Source organism: Curtobacterium sp. 1310 (genome assembly GCF_017834105.1).
Classification (GTDB): domain Bacteria; phylum Actinomycetota; class Actinomycetes; order Actinomycetales; family Microbacteriaceae; genus Curtobacterium.
This window is the reverse complement of the sequence record NZ_JAFICY010000002.1, coordinates 203,113-224,666: the sequence shown is the minus strand read 5'-3', so window position 1 is coordinate 224,666 and position 21,554 is coordinate 203,113. Positions and strand designations below refer to the sequence as shown.

23 protein-coding genes are annotated in these 21,554 nt (G+C 72.0%); 10 read left to right on the top strand and 13 right to left on the bottom strand.

The annotated features are described in order from the left end of the window. Positions 1-30: 30 nt before the first annotated feature. The 3 genes from fdxA (at position 31) to JOD95_RS05160 (ending at position 2,974) form a co-directional block, all read left to right on the top strand. Positions 31-348, top strand: coding sequence for a ferredoxin (gene fdxA, locus JOD95_RS05170; RefSeq protein WP_209683649.1), 318 nt, complete (start codon positions 31-33; stop codon positions 346-348). 14 nt (positions 349-362) lie between these two features. Continuing rightward, on the top strand, positions 363-1,481 hold the full coding sequence (gene dapC, locus JOD95_RS05165; RefSeq protein ID WP_066652838.1) for a succinyldiaminopimelate transaminase: 1,119 nt from the start codon (positions 363-365) through the stop codon (positions 1,479-1,481). A 194-nt stretch (positions 1,482-1,675) separates the two neighbouring features. Then, a complete protein-coding gene (locus JOD95_RS05160) occupies positions 1,676-2,974 on the top strand; it encodes a citrate synthase (RefSeq protein ID WP_081984701.1) in 1,299 nt (432 codons plus the stop codon). A 452-nt stretch (positions 2,975-3,426) separates the two neighbouring features. Here JOD95_RS05160 and JOD95_RS05155 read toward each other — a convergent pair whose 3' ends face one another. Both JOD95_RS05155 and dapD read right to left on the bottom strand, forming a co-directional pair. Next, positions 3,427-4,248: an alpha/beta hydrolase gene (locus JOD95_RS05155; protein WP_209683646.1), complete on the bottom strand. Its 822-nt coding sequence runs from the start codon at positions 4,246-4,248 to the stop codon at positions 3,427-3,429. A 23-nt stretch (positions 4,249-4,271) separates the two neighbouring features. Next, positions 4,272-5,240, bottom strand: coding sequence for a 2,3,4,5-tetrahydropyridine-2,6-dicarboxylate N-succinyltransferase (gene dapD / locus JOD95_RS05150; protein WP_209683644.1), 969 nt, complete (start codon positions 5,238-5,240; stop codon positions 4,272-4,274). Positions 5,241-5,414: 174 nt separating this feature from the next. On the opposite strand from dapD, the gene dapE reads away from it, so the two are divergent. Together dapE and JOD95_RS05140 are read left to right on the top strand one after the other, a co-directional pair. After that, entirely contained in the window at positions 5,415-6,497 is a 1,083-nt protein-coding gene (gene dapE, locus JOD95_RS05145; RefSeq protein WP_066657851.1) for a succinyl-diaminopimelate desuccinylase, read from the top strand. Further along, positions 6,494-7,732, top strand: a complete 1,239-nt coding sequence (locus JOD95_RS05140) for a hypothetical protein (protein ID WP_307810380.1) — start codon at positions 6,494-6,496, stop codon at positions 7,730-7,732. The genes dapE and JOD95_RS05140 overlap by 4 nt, the downstream gene beginning before the upstream one ends. Here JOD95_RS05140 and JOD95_RS05135 read toward each other — a convergent pair. Next, positions 7,711-8,853 carry an AI-2E family transporter gene (locus tag JOD95_RS05135; protein ID WP_209683638.1) on the bottom strand — a complete coding sequence of 381 codons (1,143 nt, stop codon included), beginning with the start codon at positions 8,851-8,853 and terminating at the stop codon, positions 7,711-7,713. The genes JOD95_RS05140 and JOD95_RS05135 overlap by 22 nt on opposite strands. Before the next feature lie 145 nt (positions 8,854-8,998). Between JOD95_RS05135 and JOD95_RS05130 the strand changes: the two genes are divergently transcribed. After that, entirely contained in the window at positions 8,999-9,169 is a 171-nt protein-coding gene (locus JOD95_RS05130) for a DUF3117 domain-containing protein (protein ID WP_017887054.1), read from the top strand. 173 nt (positions 9,170-9,342) lie between these two features. Here the strand turns inward: JOD95_RS05130 and JOD95_RS05125 are convergent, their stop codons facing one another. Continuing rightward, positions 9,343-9,975 carry an O-methyltransferase gene (locus JOD95_RS05125; RefSeq protein ID WP_066652851.1) on the bottom strand — a complete coding sequence of 211 codons (633 nt, stop codon included), beginning with the start codon at positions 9,973-9,975 and terminating at the stop codon, positions 9,343-9,345. A gap of 64 nt (positions 9,976-10,039) precedes the next feature. On the opposite strand from JOD95_RS05125, the gene JOD95_RS05120 reads away from it, so the two are divergent. Beyond that, positions 10,040-10,420 (top strand): twin-arginine translocase TatA/TatE family subunit, encoded by a 381-nt coding sequence (locus JOD95_RS05120; RefSeq protein ID WP_307810379.1) that lies wholly within the window; start codon positions 10,040-10,042, stop codon positions 10,418-10,420. Between the two features lie 69 nt (positions 10,421-10,489). Here the strand turns inward: JOD95_RS05120 and JOD95_RS05115 are convergent, their stop codons facing one another. The 4 genes from JOD95_RS05115 to JOD95_RS05100 are packed head-to-tail and all read right to left on the bottom strand — an operon-like array spanning position 10,490 to position 14,413. Next, positions 10,490-11,341 carry a bifunctional 2-polyprenyl-6-hydroxyphenol methylase/3-demethylubiquinol 3-O-methyltransferase UbiG gene (locus tag JOD95_RS05115; protein WP_066652855.1) on the bottom strand — a complete coding sequence of 284 codons (852 nt, stop codon included), beginning with the start codon at positions 11,339-11,341 and terminating at the stop codon, positions 10,490-10,492. A 43-nt stretch (positions 11,342-11,384) separates the two neighbouring features. Beyond that, positions 11,385-12,551 carry a P-loop NTPase gene (locus tag JOD95_RS05110; protein ID WP_209683632.1) on the bottom strand — a complete coding sequence of 389 codons (1,167 nt, stop codon included), beginning with the start codon at positions 12,549-12,551 and terminating at the stop codon, positions 11,385-11,387. After that, positions 12,544-13,059: a DUF1003 domain-containing protein gene (locus JOD95_RS05105; RefSeq protein WP_066657854.1), complete on the bottom strand. Its 516-nt coding sequence runs from the start codon at positions 13,057-13,059 to the stop codon at positions 12,544-12,546. The genes JOD95_RS05110 and JOD95_RS05105 overlap by 8 nt, the downstream gene beginning before the upstream one ends. 34 nt (positions 13,060-13,093) lie before the next feature. After that, positions 13,094-14,413 (bottom strand): magnesium transporter MgtE N-terminal domain-containing protein, encoded by a 1,320-nt coding sequence (locus tag JOD95_RS05100; protein WP_066652860.1) that lies wholly within the window; start codon positions 14,411-14,413, stop codon positions 13,094-13,096. Between the two features lie 157 nt (positions 14,414-14,570). On the opposite strand from JOD95_RS05100, the gene JOD95_RS05095 reads away from it, so the two are divergent. After that, positions 14,571-15,488: a general stress protein gene (locus JOD95_RS05095; RefSeq protein ID WP_209683629.1), complete on the top strand. Its 918-nt coding sequence runs from the start codon at positions 14,571-14,573 to the stop codon at positions 15,486-15,488. A gap of 120 nt (positions 15,489-15,608) precedes the next feature. Here the strand turns inward: JOD95_RS05095 and JOD95_RS05090 are convergent, their stop codons facing one another. Both JOD95_RS05090 and JOD95_RS05085 read right to left on the bottom strand, forming a co-directional pair. After that, positions 15,609-16,118 (bottom strand): GNAT family N-acetyltransferase, encoded by a 510-nt coding sequence (locus JOD95_RS05090; protein WP_081985226.1) that lies wholly within the window; start codon positions 16,116-16,118, stop codon positions 15,609-15,611. 15 nt (positions 16,119-16,133) lie between these two features. Next, complete coding sequence (locus JOD95_RS05085; RefSeq protein WP_209683626.1) at positions 16,134-17,618, bottom strand: aminopeptidase P family protein; 1,485 nt, start codon at positions 17,616-17,618, stop codon at positions 16,134-16,136. 70 nt (positions 17,619-17,688) lie between these two features. Here JOD95_RS05085 and JOD95_RS05080 point away from each other — a divergent pair, with 70 nt between their 5' ends. Further along, a complete protein-coding gene (locus JOD95_RS05080; protein ID WP_374191719.1) occupies positions 17,689-18,561 on the top strand; it encodes a PHP domain-containing protein in 873 nt (290 codons plus the stop codon). Between the two features lie 91 nt (positions 18,562-18,652). Here the strand turns inward: JOD95_RS05080 and JOD95_RS05075 are convergent, their stop codons facing one another. Beyond that, positions 18,653-20,149, bottom strand: coding sequence for a DEAD/DEAH box helicase (locus JOD95_RS05075; protein WP_066652870.1), 1,497 nt, complete (start codon positions 20,147-20,149; stop codon positions 18,653-18,655). A gap of 104 nt (positions 20,150-20,253) precedes the next feature. Between JOD95_RS05075 and JOD95_RS05070 the strand changes: the two genes are divergently transcribed. Next, positions 20,254-20,970, top strand: a complete 717-nt coding sequence (locus JOD95_RS05070) for a ferritin-like fold-containing protein (protein ID WP_066652872.1) — start codon at positions 20,254-20,256, stop codon at positions 20,968-20,970. 57 nt (positions 20,971-21,027) lie between these two features. On the opposite strand, the gene JOD95_RS05065 is transcribed toward JOD95_RS05070, so the two are convergent. Both JOD95_RS05065 and JOD95_RS05060 read right to left on the bottom strand, forming a co-directional pair. Continuing rightward, a complete protein-coding gene (locus JOD95_RS05065) occupies positions 21,028-21,324 on the bottom strand; it encodes a hypothetical protein (protein WP_066652875.1) in 297 nt (98 codons plus the stop codon). 1 nt (position 21,325) lies between these two features. Then, positions 21,326-21,550, bottom strand: a complete 225-nt coding sequence (locus tag JOD95_RS05060; RefSeq protein ID WP_066657860.1) for a DUF3107 domain-containing protein — start codon at positions 21,548-21,550, stop codon at positions 21,326-21,328. Positions 21,551-21,554 lie beyond the last annotated feature (4 nt).

Genomic DNA, 21,554 nt, shown 5'->3' with positions numbered 1-21,554 from the left:
CACGCTCAGTCCGAAGGGAGCACCCGCACCGTGACCTACGTGATCGCCCAGCCCTGTGTCGACGTCAAGGACCGCGCCTGCATCGACGAATGCCCGGTCGACTGCATCTACGAGGGTGACCGGTCGCTGTACATCCACCCCGACGAGTGCGTCGACTGTGGTGCGTGCGAGCCGGTCTGCCCGGTCGAGGCGATCTACTACGAGGACGACCTGCCGGACGAGTGGGCCGACTACTACAAGGCCAACGTCGAGTTCTTCGACGAGGTCGGTTCGCCCGGCGGTGCTGCCAAGGTCGGTGTGATCCACAAGGACCACCCCGTCGTCACAGCCCAGCCCCCGCGCGGCTGACCCCGGACCGCTCCGTGGCGCTCGACCTCCCCGACTTTCCCTGGGACCAGCTCGTCCCGTTCAAGCAGCGCGCAGCGGCGTACGAGGGCGGCATCGTCGACCTCAGCGTCGGTTCGCCCGTCGACCCTACCCCCGAGGTCGTCCGACGGGCCCTGGCGGGTGCCACCGACGCGCACGCCTATCCGCAGGTCGCCGGCACGCCCGCGCTGCGCGAGGCGATCGCCGACTGGTACGGCCGTCGGCAGGGCATCACGCTGACGCCCGAGCAGGTGCTCCCGACCATCGGCTCGAAGGAGTTCATCGCCGGGCTCGCGCTCTGGCTCGGGATCGGCCCGGGGGACACCGTCGTGTTCCCGGAGGCCGCGTACCCGACCTACGAGCTCGGAGCCGCGCTCGTTCGGGCCGACGCGCTGGCATCGGACGACCCCGCCGCATGGCCGGAGAGCACGAAGCTCGTGTGGCTGAACTCGCCCGGCAACCCGGACGGTCGCGTGCTGTCCGTCGAACAGCTGCGCGCCGCGGTCGCACGGGCGCGGGAGCTCGGCGCCGTGATCGTCGGCGACGAGTGCTACGCCGAGCTCGGGTGGGAGCCGCCGTACGACGCGTCGCCGACACCCTCGATCCTCGACCCGCAGGTCGTGGGCGATCGGGTGGACGGCGTGCTCAGCGTGTACTCGCTGTCGAAGCAGTCGAACCTCGCTGGGTACCGTGCTGCCTTCGTCGCGGGGGACGCGGCGATCCTGGCCGACGTGCTGGCGGTCCGGAAGCACACCGGCATGATGCCGCCGCTGCCGGTCCAGGACGCGATGATCGTGGCCCTCGCCGACGACACGCACGTGCAGCAGCAGAAGGCCCGCTACCGTGCCCGACGGAACATGCTCCGACGGGCACTCGAAGGGGCGGGCTTCCGGATCGACCACAGCGAGGCCGGGCTCTACCTCTGGGCGACCCGCGGCGAGCCCGCGCTCGACACCGTCGGCTGGCTGGCGGAACGGGGCATCCTCGTCGCGCCGGGCACCTTCTACGGGCCCGCCGGGGCGGAGCACGTCCGGGTGGCGCTCACTGCGACCGACGACCGGATCGCGGCCGCGGCGCAGCGGCTGGCGAGCACCCGGAGACTGGCCGCGTCCTGATCGAGGTGGGCCGCGCCTCCCGGTCGTGACGAGGGGTGGGACCGCTGTGCGCTCCCTGCACAATCCGTGGAATCCACCAGATCTCCGCCTTCCGGTGGTGCACGACCGACAGTCGGCGCAGTTAGGCTGTCGTCGTGACTGACACTGCCAACGACGCTCAGAAGACGGCCACACCGCCCACCACGCCCGTCCCCGTGAGCCCCGCCGCCGCGGAGTCGACGGAGACGGCGACACTGACGTTCCCGGGTGGCACGGCGGAGTTCCCGATCCTGCCGAGCGTCGACGGCGCGTCCGCCATCGACATCTCCTCGCTGAAGAAGCAGACCGGGCTGAACACGCTCGACTACGGCTTCGTCAACACCGGCGCGACCAAGAGCGCCATCACGTACATCGACGGCGACCAGGGGATCCTGCGCTACCGCGGGTACCCGATCGACCAGGTCGCATCGGGGTGCACCTACCTCGAGGTCGCGTGGCTCCTCATCTACGGCGAGCTCCCCACGAAGGACGAGCTCGACGACTTCGACGCCCGCATCCGTCGGCACACGCTGCTGCACGAGGACCTCCGTCGGCTCTTCGACGCGCTGCCGCACTCGGCGCACCCGATGTCGGTGCTGTCGAGCGCCGTGAGCGCACTGTCCACGTACTACGAGGACGACATGGACGTCGACGACCCCGAGAAGGTCGAGCTGCAGACCGTCCGGCTCCTCGCGAAGCTGCCGGTCATCGCCGCCTACGCGCACAAGAAGGCGATCGGGCAGGCGTTCCTCTACCCGGACAACAAGCTGTCGTTCGTCGACAACTTCCTCCGGCTGAACTTCGGCACGATGGCCGAGCCGTACGAGCCGAACCCGGTGCTGTCGAAGGCGCTCGAGCGGCTCCTCATCCTGCACGAGGACCACGAGCAGAACGCCTCCACCTCGACCGTGCGCCTGGTCGGCTCGACGAAGGCGAACATGTTCGCGTCGATCTCCGCCGGCATCAACGCGCTGTACGGGCCGCTGCACGGTGGCGCGAACGAGGCCGTGCTCGAGATGCTGCAGCAGATCAAGGACTCCGGCGAGCCGGTGTCGCGCTTCGTCGAGCGGGTGAAGAACAAGGAGCGCGGGGTGAAGCTCATGGGCTTCGGGCACCGCGTCTACAAGAACTACGACCCGCGCGCGAAGCTCGTGAAGGAGTCCGCGCACGAGGTGCTGCAGTCGCTCGGGGTGCAGGACGACCTGCTCGACATCGCGATGGAGCTCGAGCAGATCGCGCTCGAGGACGAGTACTTCGTCAGCCGCAAGCTCTACCCGAACGTCGACTTCTACACGGGCATCATCTACCGGGCGATGGGCTTCCCGCCGCGCATGTTCACGGTGTTGTTCGCCATCGGGCGTCTGCCGGGGTGGATCGCCCAGTGGCGTGAGCTCAACAACGACCCGCTCAACAAGATCGGCCGCCCGCAGCAGCTCTACGTGGGGCACCCGGAGCGGGACCTGCCCGCTCGCTGACGTCCGGCCCCGGTCCGAAGGCCCGCTCGCGCCCCGCGAGCGGGCCTCTTCCGTCACGCTCAACGGTCGCGAGCCGCGAGCGGGCCATCTCTGTCACGCTCGGCGTCGTCCGGCGACGGTTCCTGCCCGCTCGGCAGGCGGCGCGCGGCGTGTCCTGCCCGCTCGGTGACCTGAGGGCAAGTGCGCGCGCCGGAGGGGAGGCGCGGTGCGGGCTGGCACCGCGCCTCCCGTCCGGCGCGCAGCTCGTTCCTTCCCATGACGAATGCCATGGCAGGCGGAACCGGGCGTACCTGGCCGATCCTGCGGATCAGGTACGCCCGGTTCTGCTGGGTACGCCTGGTGCCATCGAGTGCACCCGGATTCCGTCGGCGCCAGCCGGCGTCACCCGGCTCGCGCCGAGCTCCTCGTGGCGCTCAGGAGCGGCGGTCAGGCGCCGCGCTCAGGCGCGGCGGTCAGCAGGCGCGGCGCACCGCCGACGGGAACCGGCCCGTCGCCGTCGCCCAGGTCCCGAGCCGGTCGACGGCCGCACGGAACGCGGGCGTGCCCGGTCGGTTCAGGAAGGCGTGCCGATCGGGCAGGACGTGTCGCTCCACCGACGTGCCCGCCGAGACGAGCTCGGCAGCGAACCGCTCGCCCGACGCCCGCATCGCGTCGGACGCGGCGTCGACGACGAAGGCGGGCGGGAAGCCGGTCAGGTCCTGTCCGCCGGCGAACGCCGTCCGCTGCCCGAGTGCCGTCCGGGGCACCGCGTTCCGGTTCGCGACGTCGAGGGCCCACGGGGCGTGCGTCACACGGCGGTGTCCGCGGACGGTGCGCTGCACGGCGCGGTCGCGGGGGAGTCGGGCGTGGTGGAAGCCGTACGCGAGGACGACGCCCTCCGGCGGGTCGCCGGCATCGAGCAGGCCGAGCGTCGCGGCGGACGCGAGGCACGCCCCCGCGCTCGCCCCACCGAGCAGCAGCGGCCCGTCGGTGTGCGCCCTCGTGTGTCGGACCACCGCGAGCACGTCGTCGTGCGCGTGGGGCCACCGCGCCCGGGGCCGAGCTCCACGGCGTCCGACCCAGGGCAGCCCGGGCAGCGGAGCGAGGCGGTAGTCGACGGTCACGACGGCGAGCCCGTGGGCGGCCAGCGCGGTGGCGACGGCGTGCGACTCCGGTTGGTCGAGGCCACCGCGGAAGAACCCGCCCCCGTGCAACCAGACCAGGGTGAGTCGGCCCGGGCGTCCGTACCGCCGGACGGGCACCGGTCCGTGCGGCCCCGCGATCGTCGCCCCCATGCCGTCTCTCGTCGGGAGCCGCGCTACGCGTGCAGCGCCGTGTTGAGCTGGATGCCCTGGCCCTGGCGCTGCAGGGCCTCGACCGCACCGGAGAGCGAGTTGCGCCGGAACAGCACGTTCGGCACGCCCGACAGCTCTGCGGCCTTCACGGTGCGCGGCGTGCCGTCCGGGTTCGGTGCGACACCCACCAGGACGACCTTGGTGCCGGCCGTCACGTAGAGCCCGGCCTCGATCACGGAGTCGTCGCCGAGCGAGATGCCGAGGCCGGCGTTCGCCCCGAGGAGCGCCCGCTCGCCCAGCGACACCCGGTGCGTCCCGCCGCCGGACAGGGTCCCCATGATCGACGCACCCCCACCGATGTCGGTGCCGTCTCCGACGACGACCCCCTGCGACACCCGACCCTCGATCATGGCGTCACCGAGCGTGCCGGCGTTGAAGTTCACGAAGCCCTCGTGCATGACGGTCGTGCCGGGAGCCAGGTGTGCGCCCAGCCGCACCCGGTTGGCGTCGCCGATGCGCACCCGGTCCGGCACGACGTAGTCGAGCAGGCGGGGGAACTTGTCGACCGCGTGCACCGCGATGCCCGCACGCTGCAGGACCGGACGCAGGCGGACGAGGGCGTCCGGGTGCACCGGGCCGGCGTTGGTCCAGGCGACGATCGGCAGGTGACCGAAGACGCCGTCGAGCGAGACGGTGTTCGGCCGGACGTGCAGGTGGCTGAGCAGGTGCAGCCGCAGGTACGCATCGGGCGTGCTGGTGGGTGCGTCGTCGATGACGATCTCGGTCGTCACCGCCTCGATCCGGACCTCGCGCCGGGGGTCGTCGCCGACGTGCGCCTCGAGCTCGGGCGGGAACACCGCGTCGGCCGGACGCGCACCGAGGTGCGTCTCGGGGTACCAGGTGTCGAGGACGGTGCCGTCGGCGGCGATCGTCGCGAGGCCGTGGCCCCAGGCGTGCGTGGGTCGGTCGGTGGCTGCGGTCGCGTCGGTCACGCCCCCAGGGTAGCGAGCGGGCCGGTCGGCGACCCGTCCGGGGAGACGGTCTGTGGAGAACGTCGGTGACGAGACCAGGCCGGCCTGGAGGCAAAGGTGCTGTGGACGGATCGGCACCGTCCACAGGTGGTCGCCTCACCGTCCGCTGAGGGAAGCGGCCGGTACGCTGACCGCATGCCGGAGCAGCTCGACCTCACCGCCTCGTCCATCGACATCACGCGCGCCGTCTGCGACATCGAGTCGGTGTCGGGGAACGAAGGACCCCTCGCCGACGCGATCGAGGCGGCGCTGTCGTCGCTGCCCCACCTCGACGTCGTGCGCGACGGCGATGCGATCGTGGCACGCACGCAGCTCGGTCGCGAGCGCCGGGTCGTGATCGCCGGGCACATCGACACGGTGCCGCTCAACGGCAACCTGCCGACCGAGTTCCGGACCGCGGACGACGGCACCGAGATCCTCTGGGGTCGCGGCACGGTCGACATGAAGGCCGGGTGCGCCGTGCAGCTGAAGCTCGCGCACGACCTGACCGAGCCGAACGTCGACGTCACGTGGGTGTTCTACGACCACGAGGAGGTCAGCGACTCCCTGAACGGCCTCGGTCGGCTGGCGCGGACCCGTCCCGAGCTGCTCGCGGGCGACTTCGCGATCCTCGGCGAGCCGTCGGGCGCCCAGATCGAGGGTGGGTGCAACGGCAACCTCCGCGCCGAGGTCCGGACCTCCGGCAAGCGCTCCCACAGCGCACGCAGCTGGATCGGCGACAACGCGATCCACAAGACCGCACCGATCCTGGCGACGCTCGCGGCGTACGAGCCGCGCACCGTGACGGTCGACGGGCTCGAGTACCGTGAGGGGCTCAACGCCGTGGGCATCACCGGCGGCATCGCCGGCAACGTCATCCCGGACGAGGCCATGGTGCACGTGAACTACCGCTTCGCGCCGTCGCGCAGCGCGGACGAGGCGGTCGCGCACATCCGAGAGCTGTTCGCCGGGTACGACGTGCAGATCGTCGACCTCGCCGCCGGCGCCCGCCCCGGGCTCGACGCGCCGCTCGCGCAGCAGTTCGTCGCAGCGGTCGGCGGCCCGGCCCCGCGTCCGAAGTACGGGTGGACCGACGTCGCCCGCTTCTCGGCGCTCGGGGTCCCGGCGGTCAACTACGGTCCCGGCGAGCCGGTCTTCGCCCACCACGACGACGAGCAGGTCCCCGTCGACCAGATCACCGCGGTCGAGGACGGCCTGCGTCGGTGGCTGACGGCGTGACCACCGGCCCCGCGCGCACCGTCGCGGGGCTCCACGGCGCCGGCCGCTGGCGCGCGCGCTACCGGCTCGTGCCCTGGTGGGTCCGGGTCACCGTCGTCTACGTGGTCGCGCGGCTCGTGACGGGGGCGATGCTCCTGGCCTTCGCCGGTGTGCAGACCGCCAACTCGTTCACCGGTGCGCGTCCGTCGTACCTGTCCTTCGCATCGATCTGGGACGGCGCCTGGTACCGGGTGATCGCGTCGAACGGGTACCCGTCGACCCTGCCGGTGGACGCCGCGGGCCACGTCACCGAGAACGCGTGGGCGTTCATGCCCGCGTACCCGTTCCTCGTCCGAGGGCTGATGGTGCTGACCGGGGCGTCGTTCGAGGCCGTCGCGGTCACGGTGTCGCTGGTCGCGGGGTGGGGCGCTGCGCTGGTGTTCCGACGGCTGATGGGCCGCTTCCTCGACGACGGCCGGGCGACGTTCGCCACGGTGCTGTTCTGCGTCGCGCCGGTGTCCGCCGTGTTCCAGGTCGCCTACGCCGAGGCGATGGGGCTCTTCCTGCTCCTGGTCGCCCTGCTGCTGATGGTCGACCGCCGCTGGTGGACGATGCTGCCGGTCGTGCTGCTGCTCGGGATGACCCGACCGACCGGGCTCGCGTTCGCGTTCCTCGTGGTGCTGTTCCTGGCCGCCTGGACGGTCCGGCCGTCATGGGTGCGCGAGGTCGAGCGGCCGACCCTGCGCACCGCTCTGCCGCCACTCGTCGTGGGTGCGGTCTCGGGGCTCGTCGGACTCGCCTGGCCGGCGATCGCGTGGGCGGTGACCGGGGTCCCGAAGGCGTACACCGACACCGAGCTCGCCTGGCGGTCGTCGTACATCGGGTGGCGGGAACTCGTCCCGTTCGCGCCGTGGATCCAGGGCGCTGGCTGGTGGTTCGGGCAGCCGGCGGGCGGGATCCTGCTCGCCGTGGCGCTCGTCGGGTTCGCGGTGTTCGTCGCGCACCCCGCCGTGCGGCGCGTCGGCCTCGAGCTGCGGTTGTGGGGCGTGGCCTACGTCGTGTACCTGCTCGCCGTGTTCTTCCCGCAGTCGAGCACCTGGCGCATCCTGCTGCCGATCGCGCCGCTCCTCGGCATCGTGGCCCTCCCGCGGTCGTCGGGCTACCGGGTGCTGGTGGTCGCGGTCTGTCTCGGTCTGCAGTTCGTCTGGCTGTACACCTGCTGGTGGGTCGACGGCTACGACTGGACGCCGCCGTGATCGACCTCGCGGTCGTCTGAGTCCTCGGCGGCGGGTGTCGCCGAGGGGTCCTCGCCCGGGCGCCAGTCGGCCGCGGCGTGCACCATCGCGTTCACCGTCGCGATGAACGGCACGGCGAAGAAGGCTCCGACGACGCCGGCGATCGTGGTGCCCGCGGTCACACCGAGCACGACGCCGAGCGGGTGCACCCGGACGGCCGAGCCGGTCAGGAACGGGTGCAGCACGTGGCTCTCGAGCTGCTGGACCACCACCACCACGGCGAGCATGACCAGCGCCGGCACCAGTCCGTTGAAGACCAGCGCGATGAGCACGGCGACGATGCCGGCGACGATCGCCCCGACCACCGGGACGAACGCGCCGAAGAACACGATCACGCCGATCGGGACGGCGAGCGGGAGGCCGAGCGCGAGCGCGCCGATGACGATGCCGAGTGCGTCCGTCACCGCGACGACGAGCTGCACGCGGATGAAGCTGGTGAGGGTCTTCCACCCCGCCTGACCCGCGGCGTCGATGCGTCCGCGCGAGCGTCGCGGGAAGATCCGCACCACCCACGACCAGATCCGGCGGCCGTCGATGAGCACGAAGATCGTCGTGAACACCACGATGAACAGCCCCTCGAGCGCGTGCACCAGCCCACTGCCCGCCTCGGCGGCCCCGGACAGGATCGACGCGACGTGGGTCTGCAGGAACTTCGTCGCCTCCGCCAGGTACTTCGTGACCTGCGCCGAGGTGATGCCGAACGGCTCGGACGCGAGCAGGGTCTGGAAGGTCTGCACGTTGCTCGTCAGCCGACGCTCGAGCGTCGGCAGGTCGTAGCGGATCTGCGCCGTCACGACGAGCGCCAGGACACCGAGGACGACCACGACCGAGATGCAGGCCGTGAGCACGGCGAGCCACTTCGGCCACCGGTGACGTTGCAGGAACGCCGAGAAGGGGGCGAGCAGTGCGCAGACGAGCAGCCCGACCAGGAACGGCACGATGATGTCCTGCAGCAGGACCACGAGGGCGACGACGACGGCGAGGGCAGCCACCACCACGAGGAAGCGCCACGAGAACGCTCCGGCGATGCGCATGCCCTTCGGCACCGCCTCGACGACCGGATCGACCTGTGGACGCAGCACGGAGCGGATGTTCGGCACACGCCAAGGTGACCACCCGGAGCCGCGAGAACGTCGCATTCCGACACCCCCAACCTGGGCGGTTTCGCAGTTGCCCCCTCGGTACGGGATAATGGGCCTGCATCTTCTGCACGAAAGGGGACATCTGATGGCAGCGATGAAGCCGAGGACCGGTGACGGGCCGATGGAGGCTGTCAAGGAGGGTCGACTCATCATCGTGCGGGTTCCGCTCGAAGGTGGAGGCCGCCTGGTGGTCTCGGTCAACGACGCCGAGGCCAAGGAACTCCACGACGCACTGGCAGAGGTCGTCTCCGCCTAGTCCGTCGACGCACCACGACGAGAGGCCCGGAGCACGTACGCTCCGGGCCTCTCGTGTGCCTCGTGGCCGACGGAACCGGCAGACCGGGCCACGATGTCCGTCGCTCCGGGACGTCCGTCGGGTCAGGACGTCCGTCGGGTCAGGACGTCCGGCGGGTCAGGATGTCCGGCGGGTCAGGCCGAGACCTTCGTCATCTGCAGCAGCCCGTCCCCGGCGGGGGAGAGCGCGCTCCGCACCGCGCCCGAGGTCGAGACCTCGGTGAGCAGCAGGCGGAAGTCCGTCGTCGCACGGTCCCGACGCACCGGGTCCGCGACGCGACCGCGCCAGAGCGCGTGCGGCACGAGCACGGTGCCCCCGACGCGCGCGAGGCGGAGTCCGTGCTCCACGTACTCGATCACGTGCTCGGGGTCGGCGTCGACGAGGACGACGTCGTACGACGCCTCGTTCATCCGGGGCAGCACCTGGTTCGCCCGACCCGGGATGAGCCGGACACGCGAGGGTGCCGTGCCGGCGGCGACGTAGGCGTCACGGGCGTACTGCTGGTGGTCGACCTCGACGTCGATCGTCGTGAGGGTCGCATCGGGCGCGCCGCGCAGCAGGTAGAGCCCCGAGACGCCGAGCCCGGTGCCGATCTCGATCATGCTCGTCGCGCGCGATGCCGCTGCGACCACGGCGATCTGGGCGCCGATCGCGGGGGAGACGGCTTCCACCCCGAGTTCGAGGGAGTGCTCTCGCGCTCGGGCGATCACCTCGGGCTCCGAGACGATGTCCTCGGCGAACTTCCAGTTCGACTCTTTCTCTGACACGCACACTCCGTTCGGGAGACAACTCTACGGGTGCGGCGCAGTGGGACGGGTTACGCTCGTTGCCGTGTCCATCGACTTCAACAAGATCCTGATCATCGGGATCATCGCGGTGCTGCTGCTCGGGCCGCAGCGCCTGCCGATGTACGCGCAGAAGCTCGCCGAGTTCGTCAAGGCGATCCGCCGGTTCGCGGACACCGCGAAGGACCGCATGCGCGAGGAGATGGGCCCCGAGTTCGACGACGTCGACTGGCAGAAGCTCGACCCCCGGCAGTACGACCCCCGTCGCATCATCCGCGATGCCCTGCTCGACTCCGGGGGCACCGCCGCCGGCAGCACGGCCGCGGTGGAGACCGCGCAGGTCACCGCGTCGAGGGTGCGTGCGACGGCGCCGGTGGTGCCGCTCGCCGAGGGCGAGCCGGCCCCCTTCGACACCGAGGCGACCTGACGCGGCTCCCGTCACGACACGACGGACGGGAGGCCCGGTGCCAGCTGGCACCGGGCCTCCCGTCCGTTCTCAATCACGCGTCGCGACGATCGTGAACGTCGTCGGGATCCGGTCGCGGTCCGGGGCGGGCCACACCCACGAACCGTGGCCGTCCTCCTCCATGCGCGGGCTGAACCGCCACGGCAGGGTGCGCCCCTCGTCCAGTCGGCGGAGACGCAGTCCGGCGCCGAGCAGGGCGTTGACGACCTCGGACAGCGGGTGCGGCCACTCGTACGTCCGGGTGTTCGCGACGGTGCCCTCGCCGACGTAGGTGCCCGCGTCCTCCCACTGCTGGGCCGTGCCGTCGGGGAAGTACCGGTGCCGCGTCACGAGCTCCGGCGCGTCCTCGTCCAGGGCGTACAGCGCGGGGTGTCCGTCGCGGATGAAGAACACCCCGCCCGGCCTGAGGAGTCCCGCGACCTGCGCGGCCCAGCGGTCGAGGTCCGGGAGCCAGCAGATCGTGCCGATGCTCGTGTAGACGACGTCGAAGTCGCCGGTGACGGCCGCGCGGGCGTCGAGGACGTCGGTCTCCACCCACGTGACGTCGAGGCCGAGCCGGTCGGCCAGGGCCGCTGCCGCCGCGAGCGCCGGTGCCGAGAAGTCGACCCCGGTGAGGCGTGCACCCTCGCGGGCCAGCGAGACCGTGTCGGTGCCGATGTGGCACTGCAGGTGGCAGACGTCGAGCCCCGTGAGCGTGCCGCCGGGCAGCCACGGCGTGAGCGCGGGCAGGTCGTCGCGCACGACGTCCGACCGGTGTGCCGGGTCGTCGAGCGCGGCGACGTCGTACGCGCCCTCGTGGATGGGGACCCGGTCGTCCCAGTTCGCCCGGTTCGTCGCGCGGGCGGCGTCCCAGTCGACGCTGACGTGGTCGGAGCTGTCCATGCGGCCACGCTAGCGGGCGCATCGGCCCGTGCGCGACGATCGCTCAGGACAGGCTGAGTCCGAGCTTGCGTCCGGCCAGGCCCCGTCCCATCGTGGTGATGGTCTCGGCGACGGACCGCAGGGCGACCGCGGCGGGGTCCTCCGGGGCGCCGAGCACGACCGGGACGCCGCCGTCGCCGCCCTCCCGGAGCGGGACCGACAGGGGGACGCGGCCGAGGACCGGCACGGGGATGTCCTGCCCCCGGGAGAGCCGAGCGGCGGTCTCGTCGCCGCCGCCCTCGCCGAACAGGTGCAGGACGCTGCCGTCGGGCTGCACGAGCCCGGCCATGTTCTCGACCACACCGATGACCTTCTGCCCGGTCTGCCGTGCGACGACCCCGCTCCGCTCGGCGACGTCGGCGGCCGCGGCCTGGGGCGTCGTGACGACGAGCACCTCGGCGTGGGGGAGCAGCTGCCCGACCGAGATCGCCACGTCGCCGGTGCCGGGCGGCAGGTCGAGCAGGAGCACGTCGAGGTCGCCGAACCACACGTCGGTCAGGAACTGCGAGACCGTGCGGTGCAGCATCGGTCCACGCCAGGACACCGCGGTCGAGACGTCGTCGACGAACATGCCGATCGAGACGACCTTCACCTCGTGGGCGACCGGCGGCAGGATCATGCTGTCCACACGGGTCGGTCGTGGTGCGACGCCGTGCTCGTCGGTCAACCCCATCAGGCCGGGCACGCTGAAGCCGTGCACGTCGACGTCGACGATGCCGACCCGCTGACCGGCCGCTGCGAGCGCGACGGCCAGGTTGACGGTGACCGTCGACTTCCCGACCCCGCCCTTGCCGCTCGTGACGGCGATCACGCGGGTCAGGGAGTCCGGGGTGAACTGCACGCCGCGCGGCCGGCCGGCACGGAGGCGTTCGGTGAGGGCGGCGCGGGTCGCCGGGCTCATCACGTCGACGTCGACCTCGACGTGGTGCACGCCGTCCACGGAACCGGCGGCCGATCGCACGTCGCGCTCGATGGTGTCGGCGGCGGGGCACCCGACGATCGTGAGCTGCAGGTCGACCCGCACCGAGCCTCCCGGCCGGACGTCGACCCCGCGGATCATGTCGAGCTCCGTGACGGGGCGGCGGATCTCGGGGTCGATCACGCGACCGAGCGCAGCGAGGACCGCGGCGCCGAGCTGCTCGTCGGGCGTCGCTGCGGTGCCGTCAGCCACGCGTGCTCGCCGCTCCCTCACCGTCGTCGACGGAGTCGGCGCGCAGCGCTGCCTCCTCGGCGTCCCGCCGGTCGAGCTCCTCGAGCAGTGACCGGATCTCGGCGCGGATGAAGTCCTTCGACGCCATCTCCCGCATCGCCAGACGGAGGGCGACGACCTCGCGGGCCAGGTACTCGGTGTCGGCGAGGTTGCGCTCGGCGCGCTGGCGGTCCTGCTCGAACTGCACACGGTCGCGGTCGTCCTGCCGGTTCTGCGCGAGCAGGATGAGCGGCGCCGCGTACGAGGCCTGCAGTGAGAGCACCAGGGTGAGCGCGGTGAAGCCGATCGCAGCCGAGTCGAACTGCCACGGCTTCGGAGCGAGGGTGTTGTAGCCCATCCACAGGGCACAGAAGAGGGTCAGGCCGACCAGGAACCAGGGCGTTCCCATCGCCCGCGCGATGCCCTCGGTCGCCCGACCGAAGGTGTCCCCGCGGCCACGGCGGCGGGTCGGGAGCACACGCGTGCGCATGCCCTTGGGCGAGTCGAGTCGCTCCTGGCGGTTGTCATCCGTTCGGGCCACGGGTGGTCCTCCTCCCCGTCGTCACGGGCGTCTTGCGCTGGCGTTGGCGGAGTCGCGAGGGGGCATCCCCCTCGCCGTGACTTCGCCAGTCGTCCGGCAGGACGTGGTCGAGGACATCGTCGATCGTCACCACCCCGACCAGACGGTGGGCGTCGTCGACCACGGGGACGGACACGAGGTTGTAGGTCGCCATCACGCGCGTGACCTCGGCAGCGCTCGCGTCGACGCGGACCGGCTCGGTCTGCTGGTCGATGAGCGTGCCGAGGCGCTCGTTCGGCGGGTACCGGAGCATGCGCTGGAAGTGCACGAGCCCGAGGAACCGACCGGTCGGCGGCTCGTACGGCGGCAGCACCACGCACACGCTCGCGCCGAGCGCCGGGGCGAGCTCGTGCCGGCGGATGAGCGCCAGCCCCTCGGCGACGGTCGCGTCCGCCGAGACGATGACGGGCTCGGTGGTCATGAGACCACCCGCGGTGTCCGGCTCGTACTCGAGGAGCATGCGGACGTCCTGCGCCTCCTCCGGCTCCATGAGCTGCAGCAGCGCCTCGCTCCGGTCGTCGGGGAACTGCGCGAGCACGTCTGCGGCGTCGTCGGGCTGCATCTGGTCGAGGACGTCGGCTGCGCGGGCGTCCTCGAGCCGGGTCAGGATCTCGATGCGTTCCTGGTCGGGCATCTCCTCGAGCACGTCGGCGAGCCGGTCGTCGGGGAGCTCCTCGGCGACCTCGAACCGGCGCTCCTCGGGCAGGTCGAGGAGCGTCGACGCCAGGTCGGCCGGGACCAGGTCGGAGTAGGCGGCGATCACGTGCTCGGCGGACTGGGCCTCGCCGGGGAGCTCGTCCTCGGTGACCTCGTTCCACGTGGCAAACGTCGTCGGGCCCTTGCCGAACGGCGACGGCGTCGTCTTCGGCTTGCGGAGGAAGAGCTGCGACACCTCCCAGTCGCCCTGTCCGCGGTCCTCGATCGCGACGTCCTCGATCGTCGCGCGGATGCGGTCGCGCGTCAGCAGGACCTTGCGGCCGAGCATCTCCGCGATGACGCGCACCTCACCCCCGCGCTGCTCGAAGCGACGCATGTTGACGATGCCGGTGGTGATGACCTGACCGGCGCCGATCGACGTGACGCGGCCGATGCTGAGGAAGATGCGGCGCTTGCCGGGCACCTCGACGATGAGCCCGACGACGTGCGGGGCGTCGACGCGGCGGTACACGACCAGGACGTCCCGGACGCGACCGACGCGGTCGCCCGCGGGGTCGAAGACGGAGCACCCGGCGAGGCGGGCGACGAAGACCTTCGTGGCGCTCACCCGTCCAGCGTAGTCGCTGCCGCGCGCGCCCGGGACGAGCGCACCCTGCGCACACCGAGGGGACGCGCGGCTCGGTGCACCAGCCGCTGCGCCCCTGCCCCGGAGGTTCCCGGGAGGCGCACGTGTGATCGCAAGGTGCCCGGTGGATGATGGCTGGGTGAGCAACCAGAGCCCGTTCGCCGGACGCACCGCCCAGGCCTTCCCGACGCTGCCGCGTGGGGACGTCCTCGGCACCTACGACAGCTACCCCGATGCCCAGCGCGTCGTCGCGAAGCTCGCCGAGGCGGACTTCCCCGTCGCCAAGATCTCGATCGTCGGCAACGACCTGAAGACCGTCGAGCGCGTCACCGGGAAGATGACCTACGGCCGTGCGGCCATCGCGGGCGCGCTCTCCGGTCTCTGGCTCGGCATCTTCTTCGGCATCGTGCTGACGCTGTTCTCACCGACGGCGGGCGGTCTGATCATCGCCGCGGCGATCATCGGCGCCGCGTTCGGCATGCTGTACGGCATCGTCTCGTTCGCGATCACGAAGCGGCAGCGGGACTTCACGAGCGTGCACCAGGTGCTCGCCACGAACTACCAGATCGTCGTCGACCCGCAGCTCACCGGCCAGGCGCAGCGGATCCTCGGCCAGCACGGCGCGACGCCGTCGACGCACTGGAACGACGCTCCGCAGCCTGGCGCGCCGGGTTCGCAGGCCCGTCCGTCCCAGGGCCAGGAGCCGTGGCGTCCGGGCCCCCAGCAGGGCTCGCCCTACGGTGGGCACGCGACGCCGCACCAGCCGCAGCAGCACCGGCCTGGAGGCCCGCAGCAGTCCGGCCCGTCGGCCGCCGGTCCGCGGTACGGGACCAACGACGGCCCGCGGTACGGGACGAACGACGGCCCCCGGTACGGCGAGACCCCGCAGACGGCGCAGCAGCCGGCGCCGACGTCGGACCCGCGTGTCCCGCAGTCACGACCGGGCCAGCCCCCGCAGTACGGGGAGCGCGTCGACGGAGCCGACGAGCGCTCCGCCGGTGCGGACCAGCGACCCGGCTCGGCACCCGACGACCGCCGCGACGGCGAGCGCGGCTGACGGAGGGACCGAACCGAACCGGAGGACGCCCGCGTCGACGATCGTCGACGCGGGCGTCCTCCGTTGCGGCGCGTGACCGGTCAGGGCTCCGGTCACGGGTCGCCGGTCAGGGCTCGGTGGTCAGAGCACCTTCGAGTAGCACATCGACCGCGCCGCTCCGACGTAGGGCCCGAACTGCGCGATGCGGCGGAAGCCCTCGCGCTCGTAGAACCCGATCGCGCGCTTCTGCTCGTCGCCGGTCTCGAGCACGAGCGCCGGGGAACCCAGGTCGATCGCGGCCTCCTCGAGGCGACGGAGGATCGCGCTCGACACCCCGGCCCCGCGGGACTCCGGCCGCACGTACATCCGCTTCACCTCGGCGATGCCGTCCTGCACCAGGCGCAGGCCACCGCAGCCGAGGGGCGTGCCGTCCTCGTCGCGGGCCAGGAAGAAGACCGCGATCGAGTCGGCCGTCGGCTTCTCGCCCGGTTCGGTGTCCCCGCCGTAGGCCCGGTCGATCTCGAGACGCTGGGCGGCGCGGAGCCGCTGTGCGTCGGGCGAGTCGAAGTGCTCGACGTCGATCACCAGCCCGCGCGGCGCGATCGGGCCGTCGGTCGGGGCGGACGTCGTGCTGGGGGAGGCGTCGGGCATCGTCACCCGCTCAGGCTAGCGGCCGGTGCGGGCGATCCACCCCTCCACTTCCGAGGGGGTCCGGGGGATGCCGACCGACAGGTTCTCGGCGCCGTCCTCGGTCACCAGGACGTCGTCCTCGATCCGGACGCCGATGCCGCGGAACTCCTCGGGCACGGTCAGGTCGTCCTGCTGGAAGTACAGGCCGGGCTCGATCGTGAACACCATGCCCGCTTGCACGACGCCGTCGATGTACATCTCGCGACGGGCCTTCGCGCAGTCGTGGACGTCGAGCCCGAGGTGGTGGCTCGTCCCGTGCACCATGTAGCGGCGGTGGAACTGGTTGTCCGGCTGCAGCGACTCCTCGGCCGTACCGGGCAGGAAGCCCCACTCGGCGGTCTTCTTCGCGATGACCTCCATCGCGGTGGCGTGCACCTCGCGGAAGGTGATGCCCGGCTTCACGATCGCGAACGCGGCGTCGGCGGCTTCGAGTACGGCCTCGTAGACCATGCGCTGCACGTCGGTGAAGGTGCCCGACACGGGGAGCGTCCGGGTGATGTCGGCGGTGTAGAACGAGTCGACCTCGACGCCGGCGTCGATCAGGATCAGGTCGCCCGGCTGCACCGCGCCGTCGTTGCGGGTCCAGTGCAGGATGCACGCGTGGTGGCCGGACGCGGCGATCGTGTCGTAGCCGACCGTGTTGCCGTCGGCCCGTGCGCGACGGTTGAACGTGCCCTCGACGATGCGCTCGCCGCGAGGGTGCGCGAGCACGGCGTCGAAGTCGGCGATGACGTCGTCGAAGCCCGACCCCGTGGCCTCGACGGCCTTCCGGAGCTCGCGCACCTCGTACGCGTCCTTGACCAGCCGGAGCTCGGACAGGTCACGGGAGAGCACGTCCTCGGTCGCCGGGGCCCCGTCCACGGCGTCCGCACCGCCGACCGTCGTGCCGAGTCGGGTGTCGAGAGCGCGCGTCAGCTCGGCGTCGGCATCGCGGACGAGCAGGACGGATGCGTCGAGGCCGTCGGCCACCCCGGCGAAGGCGCCGAGGTCGGCCGTCGCGAGACCCAGGTCGGCGGCGACCTCGTCGAGCGAGGGACGGGGCCCGACCCAGAACTCACCGATCTCGGGGTTCGCGTAGAACTCCTCGGAGTCACGGCCGGCCGTGGCGCGGAAGTACAGCGTGGCGTCGTGACCGGACCCGTTCGGGGTCATCACCAGGACGGAGCCGACGACCGTGTCGGTGCCCCAGCCGGTCAGGTGCGCGAAGGTCGAGTGCGGACGGAACGGGTAGTCGCAGTCGTTCGACCGCACCTTCGCCTGACCCGCGGGGACGACGATCGTGCGTCCGGGGTGCAGCTCCGAGATGCGAGCACGTCGCTCCGCCGCGAAGGGCGACTGCTCGCGCGGCTCGGGGGTGGGGCGCTCCCGGTCCGCCCACTGCGACGCGATGTGGTCCTTGAAGGTCGAGGACCCGGGGGTGGTGGATCGGTTGCTCGTCGCGCGAGGAGTGGTGTCGGCCATGTCACCCATCATCGCACCGAGCTGACCCTCCGGCCTGAGCGGCTGTTCACCTGTCGGTAGCATGGTCGACGTGCCCGATCCGTTCATCGACCTGCACGCCCACTCGAGCGTGTCCGACGGCACCGAGCGGCCGGCGGAGCTCGTCACTGCCGCCGCCGCTGCCGGCCTCGACGGCGTCGCCCTGACGGACCACGACACGACGGCCGGCTGGGACGAGGCGACCGCCGCCGTCCGCGACCGCCCGATGTCGCTGCTCCCCGGCCTCGAGCTGAGCACCCGCGTCGGCCACCGGAGCGTGCACGTGCTCGGCTACCTGGTCGACCCGACCGACGAGGCCCTGGTCGCGGAGACCGCCCGGATCCGCGACGGCCGGTTCGCGCGGGCACGACGCATGGTCGAGCGCATCGGTCGCGACCACCCGATCACGTGGGACGACGTCCTCGCGCAGGCGCGCGACGGCGCCACCATCGGTCGGCCGCACATCGCCGACGCCCTGGTCGCCCGAGGGCTCGAACCGGATCGCAGCGCGGCGTTCCGCGGGATCCTGCACCCGGCCTCCGGCTACTACGAACCGCACGAGGCGCCGACGCCCCTGCGCGGCGTCGAGCTCATCCGCGGAGCCGGTGGCGTGCCGGTGATCGCGCACCCGGCGGCGTCCTCGCGCGGGATCGTGATCGACGAGCCCATGCTGCGTGACCTCGTCGACGCCGGCCTCGGCGGGCTCGAGGTCGACCACCGCGAGAACCTCGCCCACGGCAAGCGGACGCTGCTCGACTGGGCCGGTCGCTACGACCTGTTCGTCACCGGCTCGAGCGACTACCACGGCACCGGCAAGCCGAACCGGTTCGGCGAGCACCGGACCGCGCGGCACTCCTTCGACGCCATCGTCGACCAGGCCACCGGCAGCGACCCGGTGCACGGAGCGGGCTCCCGCCTGGCCTGACGTCCGCCCCTGTCGGGGTCCCCGGCGGGCAGGCCCGCGGACGTGACGAAGGCCCCGTCAGGTGAGTGACGGGGCCTTCGGACGGGAGGCGCTACTCGCCCTCGCCGGTGCCCTGCGGTGCCGAGGTGGTCGCCTCGGCGGAACCGCTGCGGCGACGACGACGGCGACGGCGCTTCGCGGCCCCGTCGGTGGTCGAGCCCTCGCCGGCGGGCTGCGCGGCGTCGGGACCCGTGGACTCGGCGGCCGGAGCCGACGTGACGGCGTCGGACGAGCCTCCCGACCGGGTGCGCGAGCGCGGACGCGAGCCGCCCTGGCGGTCACCGCTGCGCTCGGAGCCGCGACGGTCACCGGTCCGCTGCGCGCCACGGCCGGCGGAGGAACCTGCCTCGGCCGCGTGCGAGGGCGCACCGGGCAGGCGGCCCTTCGTCCCGGCGGGGATGTCGAGGTCGGCGAACAGGTGCGGCGACGACGAGTAGGTCTCGACGGGCTCGGGGATGCCGAACTCGAGGGCCTTGTCGATGAGCGTCCACTTGTGCAGGTCGTCCCAGTCCACGAAGGTGACCGCGATGCCCGTCTTGCCGGCACGACCGGTGCGGCCGGCGCGGTGCAGGTACGTGTCCGGGTCGTCCGGGATCGTGTGGTTGATGACGTGCGTGACGTCGTCCACGTCGATGCCGCGCGCCGCGACGTCGGTCGCGATCAGCACGTCGCGCTTGCCGGCCTTGAACGCCGCCATCGCGCGCTCGCGCTGCTCCTGGTTGAGGTCGCCGTGGACGGCGGCGGCGTTGAAGCCACGGTCCTTCAGCTCCTCGACGAGCTTCGCGGCGGCGCGCTTCGTGCGCGTGAAGATCACGGTCTTGCCGCGGCCCTCGGCCTGCAGGATGCGGGCGATGACCTCGTCCTTGTCGAGCGAGTGCGCGCGGTAGATGACGTGCTTGATGTTCGCCTGCGTCAGGCCCTCGTCGGGGTCCGTCGCGCGGATGTGCACCGGGCGCGTCATGAACCGGCGGGCCAGCGCCACGATCGGAGCCGGCATCGTCGCCGAGAAGAGCATGGTGTGGCGCACCGCGGGGACGGCCTGGAAGATGCGCTCGATGTCCGACAGGAAGCCGAGGTCGAGCATGCGGTCTGCTTCGTCGAGCACGACCTCCTGCACCTTCGACAGGTCGAGCAGGCGCTGGCGCTGCAGGTCGATGAGGCGACCGGGCGTGCCGACGACGATCTGCGCGCCGGCCTTGAGCTGCTCGATCTGGCCCTCGTACGCCTTGCCGCCGTAGATCGACACGATCGTGGTCGACCGGTTCGACGTGGCGAGCTCGAGGTCCTCGGTCACCTGGACCGCGAGCTCGCGGGTCGGGACGACGACGAGCGCCTTCACGCCGTGCTCCGGGTCGGCACCGAGGCGCTGGATCAGCGGCAGGCCGAAGCCGAAGGTCTTGCCGGTACCCGTCTTGGCCTGGCCGATGATGTCCTGGCCGGTGAGGGCGAGCGGGATCGTCTGCTGCTGGATCGGGAAGGGCTCGGCGATGCCCTTCGTCGCGAGCGCGTCGACGATGTCCTGCTCGATGTTGAGGTCTGCGAAAGTCAAAGAATCACCTTAGTCCTGGTGGAAGTCCAGGCCAGTCTACCGACGGCGGGCGAGGACAGCGCCCGCCGGGCGGGAGTGGTGCCCGCGGCCCGTATGCTTGGGGCGTGGTGTCGTGGTGGAACCGGAAGCGCGCTGCGCAGCTCGCCGCCGCGTGGCTGGCGTCGCGGAACCCGCGGAACGCCAAGCCCGTGGAGCGCCTGCAGCTGGACGACGTGAGTCCCGAGCTCGACGTGTACCTGGGGCAGGCGGCCTACCTGCAGCTGTCGCTCTACGAGACGATGGGTCGAGCCGGTGCCGCGGCGCCGACGATGTCCGGGCGACTCGTCACGGGCGTGCTCGCGACGACCGCGCTCGAGCGGCACCGGACGATCGTCGCCGAGATCGAACGAGGCGGGTGGGCGCCGGCGGAGCTCATGGAGCCCCACCGCGAGGCGATCGACCGCTTCCTGCTGCGCACGAGCGGCGCTGACTGGTACGAGTCGATGCTCACGGGCTACGTGACGGCAGGGATCCTCAACGACCTCTTCGGCAGCCTGCTCCGGTCGCTGCCGCTCGACGTCCGACAGCGGTTGCGGACGGTGTTCGACGCGCGCGAGGAACCGGCGGTCGTCGAGGAGCTGGCAGCGCACATCGAGCAGGACCCGCGCGTCGGGTCGCGCCTGGCGATGTGGGGCCGGCGGCTCGTGGGGGACACGCTGCTCGTGGCACGGTCGGCGCTGGCGGTCCACGCCCGTGAGGACCAGGAGAAGCTCGAGCCGGTGTGGACGGAGCTCATCGCTGCGCACACACGGCGGATGGACGCACTCGGCCTGACCGCCTGAGGCGCGGGCCGCGTCGACGGCCCGGGGCGCGGGGCGCGCTCGCTCGGGCCTGCTCGGTCAGACGCGCTCGGTGCGTGCGCGCTCGAAGGCGTGCTCGTCTGCGGCCGTGCGACGACGACCCAGGACCCACTCGGTCACGACGGCGACGACCCCGGCACCCACCAGGGCCACGACCCAGATCCATCCGCCGTCGTACGGCCAACCGGCCCAGGTCAGGGCCTCCCACACGACGGCCGCCACGACGCCGCCGACGACGGGGCCGAGCAGTGCTCCGCGCGTCGAGCGCCACGGCACCACGACGTGCGCGACGGCCCCCGCGATGAGGCCGCCGAGCACGGCGAAGAGCAGCTCCACGTCAGGCGACGAAGCCGATGCGGCGGGACTCCTCTGCGCCGACCTCGACGTAGGCGAGCGAGGCGACGGGCACGATGAACCGGCGGCCCTTCTCGTCCTTGAGGGAGAGGTGGGTCGACTGCGACTCGAGGGCCGCTGCCACGGCCTGCTCGATCTCCTCGGCGCTCTGGGCGGTCTCGAAGGCGATCTCGCGCGGGCTGTTGATGATGCCGATCTTGATGTCCACGAGC

Excerpts from the sequence above, each read along its gene's own strand:
- JOD95_RS05115 (WP_066652855.1), bottom strand. The coding sequence starts at position 11,341 with ATGGACAGCTCCGACCACGTCAGCGTCGACTGGGACGCCGCCCGCGCG.
- JOD95_RS05090 (WP_081985226.1), bottom strand. The coding sequence starts at position 16,118 with ATGCCCGACGCCTCCCCCAGCACGACGTCCGCCCCGACCGACGGCCCG.
- JOD95_RS05105 (WP_066657854.1), bottom strand. The coding sequence starts at position 13,059 with ATGCGCACGCGTGTGCTCCCGACCCGCCGCCGTGGCCGCGGGGACACC.
- dapE (WP_066657851.1), top strand. The coding sequence starts at position 5,415 with ATGCCGGAGCAGCTCGACCTCACCGCCTCGTCCATCGACATCACGCGC.
- JOD95_RS05155 (WP_209683646.1), bottom strand. The coding sequence starts at position 4,248 with ATGGGGGCGACGATCGCGGGGCCGCACGGACCGGTGCCCGTCCGGCGG.
- JOD95_RS05130 (WP_017887054.1), top strand. The coding sequence starts at position 8,999 with ATGGCAGCGATGAAGCCGAGGACCGGTGACGGGCCGATGGAGGCTGTC.
- JOD95_RS05085 (WP_209683626.1), bottom strand. The coding sequence starts at position 17,618 with ATGGCCGACACCACTCCTCGCGCGACGAGCAACCGATCCACCACCCCC.